9 protein-coding genes are annotated in these 14,532 nt (G+C 54.2%); 6 read left to right on the forward strand and 3 right to left on the reverse strand.

The annotated features are described in order from the left end of the window. The first annotated feature begins 90 nt into the window (after positions 1 to 90). The 3 genes from OHL22_RS19600 to OHL22_RS19610 all read left to right on the forward strand — a co-directional run bounded on the left by OHL22_RS19600 (position 91) and on the right by OHL22_RS19610 (position 6,175). Positions 91 to 2,322 (forward strand): MMPL family transporter, encoded by a 2,232-nt coding sequence (locus OHL22_RS19600; RefSeq protein WP_263341187.1) that lies wholly within the window; start codon positions 91 to 93, stop codon positions 2,320 to 2,322. Positions 2,323 to 3,219: 897 nt separating this feature from the next. Next, complete coding sequence (locus OHL22_RS19605; RefSeq protein WP_263341189.1) at positions 3,220 to 4,299, forward strand: hypothetical protein; 1,080 nt, start codon at positions 3,220 to 3,222, stop codon at positions 4,297 to 4,299. Positions 4,300 to 4,915: 616 nt separating this feature from the next. Next, complete coding sequence (locus tag OHL22_RS19610) at positions 4,916 to 6,175, forward strand: hypothetical protein (RefSeq protein ID WP_263341190.1); 1,260 nt, start codon at positions 4,916 to 4,918, stop codon at positions 6,173 to 6,175. A gap of 480 nt (positions 6,176 to 6,655) precedes the next feature. On the opposite strand, the gene OHL22_RS19615 is transcribed toward OHL22_RS19610, so the two are convergent. Continuing rightward, positions 6,656 to 7,306: an FkbM family methyltransferase gene (locus OHL22_RS19615; RefSeq protein WP_263341192.1), complete on the reverse strand. Its 651-nt coding sequence runs from the start codon at positions 7,304 to 7,306 to the stop codon at positions 6,656 to 6,658. A gap of 831 nt (positions 7,307 to 8,137) precedes the next feature. On the opposite strand from OHL22_RS19615, the gene OHL22_RS19620 reads away from it, so the two are divergent. Continuing rightward, positions 8,138 to 9,226, forward strand: a complete 1,089-nt coding sequence (locus tag OHL22_RS19620) for a carboxypeptidase-like regulatory domain-containing protein (RefSeq protein ID WP_263341193.1) — start codon at positions 8,138 to 8,140, stop codon at positions 9,224 to 9,226. Positions 9,227 to 9,395: 169 nt separating this feature from the next. Here the strand turns inward: OHL22_RS19620 and OHL22_RS19625 are convergent, their stop codons facing one another. After that, positions 9,396 to 12,122 carry an ABC transporter permease gene (locus tag OHL22_RS19625; RefSeq protein ID WP_263341194.1) on the reverse strand — a complete coding sequence of 909 codons (2,727 nt, stop codon included), beginning with the start codon at positions 12,120 to 12,122 and terminating at the stop codon, positions 9,396 to 9,398. 9 nt (positions 12,123 to 12,131) lie between these two features. Then, complete coding sequence (locus OHL22_RS19630) at positions 12,132 to 12,497, reverse strand: PadR family transcriptional regulator (RefSeq protein ID WP_263341195.1); 366 nt, start codon at positions 12,495 to 12,497, stop codon at positions 12,132 to 12,134. 363 nt (positions 12,498 to 12,860) lie between these two features. Here OHL22_RS19630 and OHL22_RS19635 point away from each other — a divergent pair, with 363 nt between their 5' ends. Together OHL22_RS19635 and OHL22_RS19640 are read left to right on the forward strand one after the other, a co-directional pair. After that, the gene (locus tag OHL22_RS19635) at positions 12,861 to 13,745 is read left to right on the forward strand and encodes an RHS repeat protein (RefSeq protein WP_263341204.1); all 885 of its coding nucleotides are present in this window, start codon (positions 12,861 to 12,863) and stop codon (positions 13,743 to 13,745) included. 47 nt (positions 13,746 to 13,792) lie between these two features. Further along, positions 13,793 to 14,209 carry a hypothetical protein gene (locus OHL22_RS19640; RefSeq protein ID WP_263341196.1) on the forward strand — a complete coding sequence of 139 codons (417 nt, stop codon included), beginning with the start codon at positions 13,793 to 13,795 and terminating at the stop codon, positions 14,207 to 14,209. The last annotated feature ends 323 nt before the right edge of the window (positions 14,210 to 14,532 follow it).

Here is a 14,532-nt window from a genome sequence, read left to right on the forward strand (position 1 = left end):
CCCATAGGCCTGATCTGGTAATGCTCATGTATGGGGACGAGCGTGGACAGACCATCTTTGGGTGCAAGTCGGCGAAGGTTCTGGCTTGCCATGGCGGGGTTCGCCCTCGTTCTGGTGCTTGCGCCTTTTTCCAGGAATGCAGAAAGCCGTCTGGAAACCACCGTTCATATTCGCGGAAGTGAGGCAGAGGCCGTTGACCGCGAGCTTGTGGAGCGTTTCCAGTCACCCTACGCGCATCGCGTGGTGCTGGTGATTCAAGGATTGCCAGACCCCGATTCTGAGGCTGGCTCCCAGGCCCTCACCGACATTACTCAAGGATTGCGATCTGAGCCTCAGGTGGCAGGCGTACTCTCGCGTCTCGATTGGCCTGACGATCTTTTCCTTGGAAAAGGCGGCGGCACGTTCGTCATCATCGGCCTCAAACCGCCGGGCAATGAGGCTGCCAACAGCGACAGCAATGAGTGGATTGAGGCGGTCATTCCAAAACTGCGAGCAAAGGCGAGCCTGCTCACCGCCACGCTTCGCCCGCAATTCCCAAATCTAAAGATGGAGTTGACCGGTGAAGCACCACTGAACTCCGACCTGCGCAACGTCAGCTCGGATGATGTGAAAAGGGCTGAAATACGCGCACTGCCCATCACTCTGTTTCTCTTGGTGTTAGCCTTCGGCAGCGTGGTAGCGGCAACACTGCCCATGGGCATCGGAATTCTGGCAATCGCAACGACCCTCGGCGCCGCGGCCCTCCTCGCGCTCCATCTTCACCTCTCAATCCTGGTGCAAAACGTAGCCACCATGCTCAGCCTTGGGCTTGGTATTGATTACGCGCTTCTCATGACCAGCCGCTATCGTGAAGCGCTGACCGAGGGTCTCGATGCAGGTACCGCTGCTGACCTTGCAGCCTCCCAGGCAGGGCGCACTTTGCTCATTTCCGCTTCGACGGTGGCCATTGGATTCGCAGTGTTGTTAACAGTTCCCGTCAGTGAATTGCAATCCATCGGAATAGCCGGACTCCTGGTTGCCGCAACAAGCGTATTGCTGTGCACCTGCATCATGCCATTCGTTCTGGGGCTTCTTGGATCTCGCGTCAACGCTGGAAATTTGCTGTCTCTTCTTCATCGCGGCAAACAGACATCGGAAAAGGTGCGGCCTGCGCCAGATCGGTGGCGGCGATGGAGCATGGCCGTAACAGCTCACCCCAGACTCGCGCTGCTGCTCGCCGGTGCGCCGCTGCTGATCCTCACACTCCAGGCTCGACACATGCGTTCTGGTCTTCCTCCAGACGACGGCTTACCTCGTGCTGCGGAATCAGTTCAGGGACTGCGCGCGCTGGAGAAAATGCAGCGCAACGGCATCGTCGAATCGATTCGCGTCGTGTTGCAATTGCCGGCAGGCGTCACTCCGCAGTCAGACACTGGATGGGGCGCTATCTCCAGGCTGACCACCTATCTGAAGAACGATCCCCGAGCCGCGCAGGTGCTCTCGTTGCCCACTTTGACCGGAATGTCTGAATCAGGAACATCCGTCGACTTCATGGACGAAGAAATGCGCAAAAGCTTCCTCAGCGTAGATAGCAGAGAAACCCTGTTGGAAGTGCTGCCCCGATCCGGTGTAAGCCCCACGCAGGAGATGCAGTGGGTTCGCGAATTGCGCGCAGAAAACACGCAATCCATCACCGGCATATCCGGAGTTAAATTGCAGATCGGCGGCGTGCCCGCGCTCGACGAAGACTACGATCAGGTCGTCAAGGACCACCTCCCCAAGGTGATTGGCTGGGTGGTGGTTGGAAGCCTGATCGCTCTCCTCCTTGGATTTCGCTCTCTGATCGCAGCCATAAAGGCAGTAGCCCTCAACCTCTTATCCGTCGGGGCGTCTTTCGGAGCACTGGTCCTGGTCTTTCAGGACGGATACGGGAGCAGGATTTTTGGTCTCGCAAACGGTCTGGGCTCTATCTACCCGACCATTCCGATCCTTTCCTTCGCGATCGTCTTCGGCTTGAGTATGGATTACGAAGTCTTCCTCGTAGCACGCGTGCTTGAGGAGCGGCGCAGTGGCGTGCCCGAACGCGAAGCCGTCGTTTGTGGCCTCGCCTGCACCGCGCGACTCATCACCAGCGCGGCGGCAATCATGATTGCCGTCTTTGCAGCATTCACCATGGGAAACTTCGTAATCATCAAGATGCTGGGCTTCACTCTCGCAGTTGCAGTCTTCCTGGATGCAACCATAGTGCGCATGGTCATCGGCCCGGCACTGTTGCAGCTCGCAGGTGACTGGAACTGGTGGCCACTCGGACTGGCAGGCTCCTCAAAGATTCAGGAACCATAAAGTGCGCACTGAGCTTTTAGAGGCTCCCACTTTCCTGAGAAATAAAGCTGCCTATTCAGAAAAGTATGCGTCATCAAATAACGGCACTAAACAGCTAGTGCATCGTCACGAGTAGTCCCCATACCACCAGAGTGCCGCATGATCCGATCACAATCCAAGGAGCCGCAGGGTCGTTTCTTTGTTTTATTGCGAAGATAATTCCAAGCAGGCATAACGGACATCCAAGCCAGGCAAATTGAAGGGAATGATCCAGCGTAAGAGAACCATATGTTGTCAAGTTCTCAAAGAGAACTGCCAGAAGTACGCTAGCGGTCAGCAGAGACATCGATATCAGATGTCTACGTGAATTTACCTTTTGACGAGCCATCTGTATCCACGCGGGGAGACCACACGCAAGAGTCACTGTGGTAAGAAAAATATCAAGCGGCAGATCAACCTTCATTGGATTAATCCTTCTACTACTTAGGCACATGTACCTCTTGAGGGGTGAACGGGTGACAGATCTGAATCCAACCACTGAGGTGCCCCGCGTCTCGGCGGTGGCCCAGATCTAAACTCAAACCACCGAGGGTGCCCCGGGTCTCGCTTCTGAGACCTGGGTTTCAGCGATGCCTCGTTCTCTGCGCATGGCGGTCCACCAGGATTCTATTCCTACCGTGCCACAATCTCCGGTTCGGTACTGCCGGTGCCGGGTTCCCCACTCATTCGGCGCTGGTTGCCGAATGAATGGGAAACAACCTAGCTAGAACCCCCGCCCTGGATAATTGTTTGAAGGTATTTAGTGACTCTTATCGTTGCAAAAGGGAATGACACGAAGAGATATTGAATGAGAGTTTGCTATTGACTTTTATTTAAGACATAGGGCAATGTAGATGCCGATCTTCCAAGGAATCGAAGATGGAAAGCTACCTCTGGCGGACCAGCCGTTGGTTGCCGCTGATTTGCGTATATCTGGTATTGGCTTACAGCCAACCTGGCCAAGGGCAAACCGGGTCGACGTCTCAGCAACAACCGTCGCAAACTGCAATCCATTCCACAGCTCCTGATGCGATGGGAACCTATCCAGACAACCTTGTTCGCTACGACAATTTTTTTAAATATGTCGTAGCGGAAGACGACCTGATACGGCAAGAGACACAGGAAGGCAAGCAGCCTGTCCGTGCCAGGACGGATTACAGCTCGGCTATCAACATCAGCAGGGAGGATGAACAAGCCATGCTTGCCATTATCCTCGATGCCCAGAACCGACGTGTCGAGAACAAGAAGCAGTATGAAGAGGCTCGTAACAAATTCGATATTGCCCGGCAACTTGGCATGTCTCAGGATTCGAGTACGCCTGAGCCGCATTACGCAGGATGGGTGGATTCAGATTGGACCATTTTGCAACAAGCATGGATCCAATTAAAGAACACTTTAGGAGAAGATGCCTTTCATAAGCTAGACACCTATGTCGATCACCAGTTCGTGTTGGGGCGATCCGTGACTGGAGACTCGGCCCAGGCAGGTGGGCAGACTCCATTTCCAGTGAATGTAAGTTACGAGATGTTTATTCATCATGTAGCCGGGGAAGACGCCCGTGTTAAGCGGGAGATTGCAGAGGGTAAAGAGCAGGTCTTCCGGGAAGATTACAGCCGGGCTGCTCACTTCCCAGAAGAAGAAGAACAGCCGGTGCTGGAAATCCTCTTCGAAACGGACCGCGAGCTCGTGGAGAATTCCCGGCAATACAATGAGGCCGGTCACGAATTTTTCCGGAAGTATGGCTGGGTGGGAGCCTCTCATGTGCCAATGCCTCCCGAGCTGCAAGAGTTAGCAGAGAAACACGACAGGATCATCGAGGAAGCCAAGGCCAAACTGAAGCAGGAGCTTGGGGACGAATACTTCCATAACCTCGATGCCTGGATCAAGCGCCGATACGGGGCCGGAAAGATTATTGGGGGACACTCATCCGCTAGCGACCCCGTAGCCCACACCAAGTGACAGCTCAGATTTAATCCAGCCGATATACCGAGGTTCTGCCATGACAATGGTGTCCCGTGCGCTTCTTATCGTTGTCGTCGTTCTTTTCGGAATCTTGCCAAGAGTCGCGACTGCCCAAATCTATGTCCTTTCCAGCATTGACGTGCTTTCGGGCGGTTCCGCGGTTGAAGGGGAGTGCGAAACTATGGGCCGGGTGGCCCACCCTAAGATTCAAACCTCTCCTTTCCCCATAAAAGAGGGCGCCCCGTCCAAGCTTCGCTTGGGCGGAATCACAATCCCTCGGGCGACTGGTGGGCCCTGCTCAAATGACACTAGGCACGTGTGCTTTATGATCATCGCCTCGTGAGGCGATGATAGTCCCAGAAATTTTCTGGCGCTCCATGATTATGCAAATGGTCTCTTGTAACAAGGCTAACTTTTGGGATGAGCTTTTAAGTCCCGACTTACGAAAATGTCGGGTCGCGCTGTTTACAAAGATTTTGGTAATAATATAGGTGACTGAGTAAGCACTTAACTGGTGGCGTCATTCCCGATAGCTGGCGTAATCTGCAGTTCGAAAAGGACAAAAGGACCGGGGCTACCACCTCAGAATTACAAGCCCCGCAACGAGATTGACATGGTACAGTTACCCTCGATGCCAGACGTCGGCACGAACCCTCCCGCAAAGAGTTCGGTACCCCTGATGGCCCTCGCCGGCCTGATCTCTGCAGTGCTCGTATCGCCAATCTGGATCGTGTACCTACTGGTCGGACCTCTTTGGGGGCTCGCACTCGTTGTCTACTTCTTTGTTTATGAGAAGAACCGCAACCTGATCGGGCTGCTTCTTTTCCTCTTCGTCAGTGGAAGCGCCTTCGTGGCGTCCGTAGGGACCGCATCGCTGCTCGCGGGCGGGGGCTCCTTGTATGGAATGGGTGCAGCCTACATCGCTCTTCCCAGCCTGCCGTTCCTCTTCACTGCAGGTTCCGTCGGCGCCGTGATAGTTCTCGCTACCGGAGTCTTCGTATTTGGCTGCCGGGGACTCAAATTGAAAACGGTCGCCAATATTCTGTTGGGGTCATTGGGGGGAGGGTTACTCGCCGTGGTCGCCGGCTTCGCCGGCGAGAAGATGCCGTTTGAGGCCAGGTCCGGGGTCATTGATTTCGGGTATTCACTCGTTTTTCTCCTCTGGCAGCCTGGAGTCGCCGGCATCCTCGGCCTCACGCTGAACGCCGACCGGAAGTCGGTCCAGTCTCCGGGCGCGGTTCCGCAGCACGGAGTTTCCGGAGCGCGGCGAATCGCCATCGGGATTGCTGCCGGCTTGTGCCTTTTGTGTGTGGTCGGGCGTCAGGCCCAAATCGGATTCGAGCGTCGTCAATTCCAGTCCCAGCGAACCTCCGAGTACCAGCAATATGTAGCAGCAACACCTCGGGCGACGGACATATCCGTCGTGGAGTCCGCGCAACCGGAACAGCTCTTTCTCCCTGGGGAAATCTCCGGCCTGATTTTCTGCCCGGCATCGTTGAAAACTACCCCACGGATCTTCCGCCAGCGAGCGCATGGATTCCTGTATGAGGCGCGTTACGATTATGCGCACAGCAATGTTGAGACAACCCCCTGCAACTCGTGGCTGGCCATCGTCGATGTCATGGATGTCCCCGACGCCGCGTGGAGCAGCTTCGAGGCACAGTATCCGGTCGACGTCTATGACCCGGACTGGCTTTTCCAGCCAACCGTGAAATTCTCCCAGAACGTCTTCATGAGTGAGCGGGAGTGCTATAGCTGGCCGAGCGGCCACCTCGCCATCGAGCTGTGCTATGAGGCGCTCCCTCCGAACGAAGACCTGCTGCAGCAATTCCTCCAAAAATACCCCAGCTCGGCCGTACACCATGCCTCTTAAGGCGTCAGCTGCTTTCATGGCTCCTTGGATTCTTCTATTCTGGCGGGTGCCCTTCGATAAGGTCGAAGGCATTGTCAAGGCGGGTGGCCCCGGTCCCCAAAAAGGAAAATGCGGGTGCCCCCGGTCTCGTTTTTGAGACCGGGGAACCACAAAAGCTCGAACCTCTACAAACCACATTCGTGCGCAGCACGAACCCTAAATACGTCTACAATGCCAATGGACAGGGGCGGGTGGCCCAGATCTCATGTTTTCTCTACCACCGAGGGTGCCCCAGGTCTCGATTTTGAGACCTGGGATTCAGCGATGCCTTGTTCTCTGCGCATGGCTGGCCACCAGGACTCTATCTCTACCGTGTAAGAGTCTCCGGTTCGGTAGTGCCGGTAGGCGGGTGGCCCAGATCTCATGTTTTCTCTATCACGGAAGGTGTCCCAGGTCTCGTTGGCGCAAATTGCTTGCACGAAATTAGTAGGCTTCCTGTATTCACCGGGAAGCTGTGATCAGATGGCCGTCGTCGATCACGGAGAACCCAAAGGACCGCAGTTTGTCCAGCATTTCGTTTATGCTGAATTCAATATTTCGTTCCGCCTCAATCACCATGCACGAAATCTGACTGGCGACATCCTTTGTAAGCGAGAAGATAAGAGGGTATTCGCAGCCCTCGCAGTCGATCTTCATCAGGATCCGTCCATGAACGCCGTTTTCTTGTATCAAATCGGCAAGCGGTTTGATCGCGATAGGAATCGACTTCGCTCCCGCTTCAGCGCCTTTGTACATGCTATGTCCGGCAATGTTCCTTTCAGCAAGGTACAAATTCATGGATCCGCAGGTTGCGCCGACCCCTATTTGCATAGGGTGAACGTCCTGCAATTTATTCATGGCGATCAGTTCTGAGAGCCTGCGAAAGTTGTCCGGGTGAGGCTCGATCGCGAGAATCTTTGCGTCGGGCCACAGTTGCTTCGCGCGAAGAGAAAAGATGCCTATGTTAGCGCCCACATCGATGACGGCATCATAGGGAGCTAAAGATGTGACTTTGTTGAGTTCATAACACTGTTCAACCACTACTTCATCGAAAACGAATAGCGTCCAGAATTCCTCTACGGGGAGAACAGTGCCATCCTTCAGGCGCAGCATCAACGTCCGATGGGAAGACCACGGGCTGAGTTTCCGGAACAGAATGTAATAGAACTCTGCAGGGGAAGAGACAACGGATCGAATTCTCTCTCGACTAACGGGAGAAAATATTTGCTTGAATGCGAAGCGAAGACGAAAAGGGAGCATCAGGGTCTCCAAACTCAAAGTGGGTTACACAACCGTCGCCACCACGATTTGCCAATTGCATGCGGTCGGGAACCGCAATTCTATATCTTGGCGGTTAACCAAAAATGCAGCAGGTAATCTGAAAATCGAAGGTCTTCTTCCGGGAAGAATAATAAACGAATCGTCCGATACTCGTCTGTTACAAAGTGGTAATTGCCGGGTGGCCCAGATCTCATGTTGTCTCTACCACAGAGGGCACCCTCGGCGGTGGGATTTCAGGTATGGGCCACCCGCCCAGTAGACCTCTATACGAAAAACTCTTGATGCTGAGAGAGAATCAAAATTTTGTAGCCATATTGTGTTTGTTACCCCCACGCCATCTAACACCGTCGTTCCGGAGTCCGCTTCACAGGCGCAACGATTTACAGCGAATCTGGCAGCCTTTGAAATAAATGGAACTCCAACGATACTTATTGTTGATAGGTCTAAAAAAACTCAAAGCAGCGTGGATCGGAGTGTTAAGTGCGAAAGATGAGTCGTCACTGGTTAACCAATTGCGGTAGCAGTCAATGTGGTGAAGCATGGGGTCGAAAGTATATTGCCAACCCGTCAGTGCCACACTCGACAGTGAATCATGTTTTAATCTTTATTCTCATGGCCGCTGTATTTTGCCCAGTCATTGGACGGTCGCAGCAAGCAGAGGGCATGGGAAGAGTTATTGGCCATGTGTATTGCGCCGATACGAATGCGCCGGCAAGACTTGCGTCGGTATCTTTAGAGACGGTAGAGGAATTGCAGCGAGCGATCTCGACGGAAAGCACACACAAACCATCTGAACGAAGCGGAGGAACCGTAAAAGCCGTCATAGCCGGTTTGGATGGCTCCTTCACCTTTGATCAAGTGCACCCAGGAACCTATTACGTCGTTTCTGAGTATCCCGGATACTTGTCCGTTGGCGCTTACCTCACAGAAGACGAGCTTGCCCATCCAACAGACAGCGTCAGGAAAAAACTGGACGAATCGGCATATAAAGTCAAAGTTGAAGCCTCCCAGACATCGCGTATTGAGGTTCAGCTTCAGCGTGGTGCGTCCCTCAGCGGCACTGTGCTCTTCGACGATGGCAGCCCGGCAGTGGGGCTCCCCGTTGAATTGCTTCATCGACAGAAAGACGGTGGTTGGGCAGCCGATTCCCACGGATTGACCCAGCGAATGCTATTCGGACTTAAAACCGATGACCGGGGACATTTCCGTATCACTGGATTGGAGTCCGGAGAAGTGATCGTGAAATGTACAGTAAGGCTGGCGACGATGGAAATCGAATCGAGAAGCTTCCTGGGACCGCCGCTAAGTGTAAAAGTTTCAGGAGAGCAAACAGTTAACGTATTTACAGGAGGAGTCTTTCGGTCAAAAACTGCGACCCCAATTAAACTGGTGAGAGGAACGGATAGTCTCGACGGAGACCTGGCCATCCCGATCGCAAAGCTGCACAAGGTGTCGGGCGTCGTAGTCGCGGCAACAGACGAGCATCCATTGAATGGTGGAACCGTAACTCTGTCCTACTCCGATGACCAAAGTAGTGCATATTCAGCCGCGATACAGCCGGACGGAAGTTTTCAGTTCTTGGCTGTTCCGGAGGATGAATTTATTCTCTCCACCTCCGGAGCCGGAGATGGAGAATACGGCTCAAGAGGGCAATGGATTATGACTCAGCCCTATGCCAGCGCAGGCACAGGCGTCACTGTACATTCAGACGTGAGCGACTTAGTGATTCGCGCGAAGCCTGTGGGAAAGTAGGATGAGCAATCGCGGGTGCCCCTGGTCCCTCGCCTCTGGGGACCGGGGTTGACCACACGAAACCTATACGAGCCATCTCTCCGATACCGCGAGAAACCCGCGCCATCCCCGCAAACGCAGTCACATCGGTCACCATTACTTCGCCCGCCAGCAGTGCCGTCAGCACGCCTCATTCATCGCGAAGCGCAACCACCGGCTCAACCGTGGAAGCCCGTCGCGCCGGTAAATACCCTGCCGCCATGCCAGCCAGCAGCAGAAAAGCCACCGCCGCCATCAGGCTCAATGGATCGGTTCCACTCAGCCCATAAAGCATATTGCGCACCAGCCTGATTCCCGACACCGTGATTGGCAAGCCGATAACAATTCCCGCAATAACCATTAGCCCCATCTCGCGCAGCACATGCCAAGCCACTTCGGAGCGGCTGGCGCCAAGAGCCATGCGTATCCCGATCTCGCCCGTGCGGCGGCCTACCAGGTACGACATAAGCCCATAGAGCCCGATGCAGGAAAGAAACACCGCCATCAATCCAAAAAACGCAGAGAGCTCGGCGATGATGGTCTGGTTGGTGAAAGTGTCTGCCACTTCCGCATCAAGCGTTCTGATATTGGAGATCGGTAACATGCGATCGACTGCATGAATGCTCTGCTGCACCTCGTTGGAGATGGAGCTGAAGTCTCCTGAGTAGCGGACCTCCAAGTCGCCGAAGCTCCAATCCTGCTGTGTGTAAGGCAGGTAATCGATGTAGTTCGCCGACCCCGTCAGACCATGAAGCTTCACATCTTTCGCCACGCCGATAACCGTTAGCGGGTGAGCCGCATCGTTGCTATCCGAGCCGAGGTCATAAGTGTGTCCAATGGGTGAGCCGGCCGGAAAGAGGGTGCGCGCCACATGCTCGCTGATGATGGCAACACGCTGCGAGGTGGCAGTGTCTTGAGCGGTGAACGAACGCCCTGCAATGATCGGTATCTGCATCGTGGCAAAGTATCCGTTGCCGATGACATTGTGATTCACGTTCGTGTTGTGATCCACAGGCATACCCGGAACGTGAATGCTACTGTCCCAGCTTCCTTCGGCAAACGTAAAAGCGGAAAAGCTGGCTGCTGTGACTCCTGGAAGCGCGCTGACGCGGTCCTCAATCTGCTTGAAAAGTGCCTTGAGACGGGGATCGTTTTGCTTGTAGCCGGTGATATCGGAATCGATATCCAGGCGGAGCACATTTGCTTTGTTGAAGCCTGTGTCGACGTCGTTCAGGTTTACGAGCGTACGCAGGAATAGGCACGCGGTCACCGTCAGCACCAAAGAAAGCGCCACCTGCGAGACGACAAGTATCTTTGCTATCGGCGACCGGCCAGCGGCAGTTGAAGCTCCACGGCCACTCTTGAGGTTCTCCACCAGTTGAACTCGCGTCGCGCGCAGCGCAGGCAGTGTTCCAAACAGCAGCGCAGTGCCTACTGTGACCGCAAAGGTGAAAGCAAGCAGGCGCAGATTGAGTGAGACATCAAGCGGAACAGTGTCGGAGCCCTGCGAGATCATGCGCAGCAGCACTCGATCGGCGGCAGCGGCAAAAGCGATACCCAGCGCACCGCCAGTCAGTGCCAGCAACAGGCTTTCCGTAAGAAGCTGGCGGATAATCCGCGACCTCGGCGCGCCAAGCGCCTGGCGCACTGCCAATTCGCGCGCACGGGCCGTGGAGCGGGCTAAGAGTAGATTGGCGATATTCGCACAGGCAATCAGCAGCACAAGCCCGACGATGACCATGAGCACCATCAAAGGTTTGGAGTAGTCGCCGCGCAGATCGGAGATACCTTTGGCCATGCTTTTGATAGAGACATGCGCTCGAGAAAGACGAGTGAGATTCCATTGCGACAGATTGGCGTCCGGAAAGCCACGCAGAATCTGCGGAAACAGCAGATTGACGTTTGCTGTAGCTTGCTCCGTTGTGACGCCGGGTTTCAGCCGGCCCAGGATGTAGAGTCCTTCCGTAAAATTTTTGTCGTAGCCGCCCCAGCCAGGAGGAATAGCGGCTGACATGGACAAAGGCGCCCATGCATCCGGCGCTACGCCAACCTGAGTGCCGAAGAACTCCTGTGGTGCAACGCCCACAATGTCATATACGACATTGCCAAGTTTCACCTTGTGACTGAGCACCGATGGATCGTCTCCAAACGTCCGCTTCCAGAAGTTGTCACTGATGACCACCACCGGATGATCATCTTTGCTTGAGTCGTCTGTTTCGTTGAGCACACGGCCCAACTGCGCGCTCACGCCGAGGGTCGAAAAGTACGTCCCCGAAACAGTCTGAACGTGGATCAGTTGCGGCTCCTGTCTGTCATCGATAAAGCCGTGAACATCGTTCATCATGCTGTACATTGCCGCCGTTTCAGAGAAGACCGCATTCTTGCGCTGAAACTGTCGATAAAAGGGGTAGGAATATAGTTCTGTATTTGCGAAAGCATCGGTGATTCCGCCGGGATCTTCGACGCCGAGCTTGACCAGCCCTTGCGGGTCTTTGACCGGCAGCGAGCGCAGCATGATGGCATCAAGAAAACTGAATATCGCGGTATTGGCGCCGATGCCGAGTGCCAAAGATGTCAGCGCGACCATCGTGATCGCACGTGTGCGCAGCATGGAGCGTAACCCATAGCCTGCGTCCTGCAGAAATGTCTCCAGCCAATTCCAACCCCATGCCATATGGCTTCTCTCCTTGATGCGGTCTACATTGCCGAATCGCCGCTGTGCCGACCAATGCGCCTCTTTGGGTGTTAGCCCCGAGGCAATCTGTTGCTCATGGCGTAGATCCAGGTGAAGACGCATCTCTTCATCCAGTTCACGCCGGAACCGTCCGCGGTGCAGCAGCATCGAAACTCGTCGGCTGAATTCTCCCGTGAGGCTCATGCTTTTTCCTCAGGCAGTTTGAATGACGCGGGAAATTGCGCCCATGACGCGTTCGAACTGCGACACCTCAATGCCGAGTTGCTTCTCTCCATCGCGTGTCAGGGTGTAGTAGCGGGCCCGGCGATTACCCACCGTCACGCCCCACTCCGCCGTAACCCAACCTTTGATCAACATCCGCTGAAGTGCCGGGTAAAGAGAGCCCTCTTCCACCTGCAGCACATCGTCGGAGCAATTCTGTATCGACTCGGCAATTTCATAACCATGCAGCCGTCCCCGGACCGCAAGCGTTTTGAGAATGAGCAGGTAAAGCGTGCCCGGTGGTATTTCATTGCGATCGCTGTCGCTATCGCTCTTCTGGCGGATAAGCGCGGCCATGAGCCATCTCCAAACGTTCTGGCATAGTTTATCTATGCCAGTGTGCCTACGCCTTTCAACTTTGTCAATCAGGCGGTATGGATTGCTCCACAACCGCTCCGGCGTACCAGACTCGCATTCACTGAAACCATGGCGGGTGCCCCCGGTCTCGCTTTTGAGACCGGGGAACCACGAAAGCTCATACCTCCACAAACGGCATTTATGCGCGGCACGAACTCTAAATATGTCTACAATGCCAATGGACAGCGTGACTCGAAGTGGAGCGGCTCAACCAATACGCAGATACAGGGGCAGTACTACTGGGGATCGAGCCCGGTGGCGTTTTATAAGAATGGCCAAACATACTTCCAGACCCAGGACTGGATGGGAACGGAGCGGATTCTTACGTCTTACAGTGGAGCATCTGCAGGCCAGTACTCCAACCTGCCTTTTGGGGATGGGCAGACTACGATGAGCGGCTCCGATCTCGATCCGTATCACTTCGCGATGCTGGATTACGATTCGGAAACAACTACGGATCATGCGCAGTACCGGCAGTACAATCCGACGCAGGGGCGTTGGATGCGGCCTGATCCGTATGCAGGCAGCTACGATTTTTCCAATCCGCAGAGTTTTAACCGATACGCGTATGTGCTCAACAACCCGCTGGCGTACGTTGACGCAACCGGCCTAGACTGCGCATATTTTGACGAAGACGATGACGGCGCACCGTCCGATATTGAACCCGGTGACTGCCCGACCGACATCAACGGAATTCCTACTGACAACGGCTATTACATCGATGCCTCAGGGGCAACAAACGCGTGGTTAGACAATAATGGGAACTTGATGGGATATTCAATTGGCGACCAATCTTACACCGCAGACGGCAATCCTGACTACGTGCAGTATAGTTTGGAAATGTCGGATAGCACAAAGAATTTTCTTGCCACAATCAATACAATGTATCAGTCTAACTTGTTTGATGTCGGCAACTTGCCGAACCTCAATGTTATTGAGCCCAGGAGCGCCCCAAATAAACCGCAACAATTACAACCACAACAGTTACAACCACAACAGTTGTACCCGCAAAACAAACAGAGGCAAGGCTTTTCTTCGACGTCTTGTTTCTATTTGGATTGGGGAATGTCCTACATCGGCGGCCTGTCTGCATTTACTGCGATTCAACCCGAAGCATCCGTGGTTTCTGTGCCTCTCGGTTTTGCTGCGCTTGGCGGTTGGGGAATCGGAAAGGTCGGTGGGTGCTAATAGGTTTCGTGAAAAGAGTGAAGTTGCTGAACGAAGGAGAAGACAGAATGATCGAGCTTAACTCGCGGCGGGCTTCCGACGGATTTCCCTTTCAATCATCGTTTTTTGCAAATCCACCATTTCGCTCGTACTTTTTTGTTTGGGACACACTCTTGCTTTGTGCGACCCTAGCAATTCTTGGCTTTGTGGTAATCAAATACTGGTCAAGTCTACAGGCGGTTAGCATTTTCTGGCTTGGCCTCGCTGGTTTCTGCATGATTACCCTTTGGGTCATGGCTTTACGCTGTTATCGCCGGATTCACGTCATCTTAAGAAATGATGAGGTCAGTACAGTCAGCGAGGACTCTTTCCTTGGAGTTGCCATATCGTCTGCTGCAGGGATGATTCAGTGGGGTTTGTTTTTTGCGTACATGATGACAGCTGGAGTCCTTATGCAGTTAGCGGTGATTCTCTCAGGTCGTTGACGAAGGTTACCGGGTGGCGGGTGGCCCCGGTCCCCAAAAAGGAAAATGCGGGTGCCCCCGGTCTCGTTTTTGAGACCGGGGAACCACAAAAGCTCACACCTCCACAAACCACATTCGTGCGCAGTACAAAAACCGAGTATGTATGCAATGCCAATGGACAGCGTGACTCGATGTGGAATGGGGCTACCAAGACGCCGGGTGTCTGTAGAAGCTCAAGAGGTTGTTCCATCGGCGAGCGGTATCTCGGAGCGGCTGATGGGCGGGTTGTAGTTGAGGCTACCATGAGGTCTTTCGTGGTTGTAGTAGTGAGTCCATGGCTGCAG

The organism is Acidicapsa dinghuensis (assembly GCF_025685685.1).
Classification (GTDB): Bacteria; Acidobacteriota; Terriglobia; order Terriglobales; family Acidobacteriaceae; genus Acidicapsa; species Acidicapsa dinghuensis.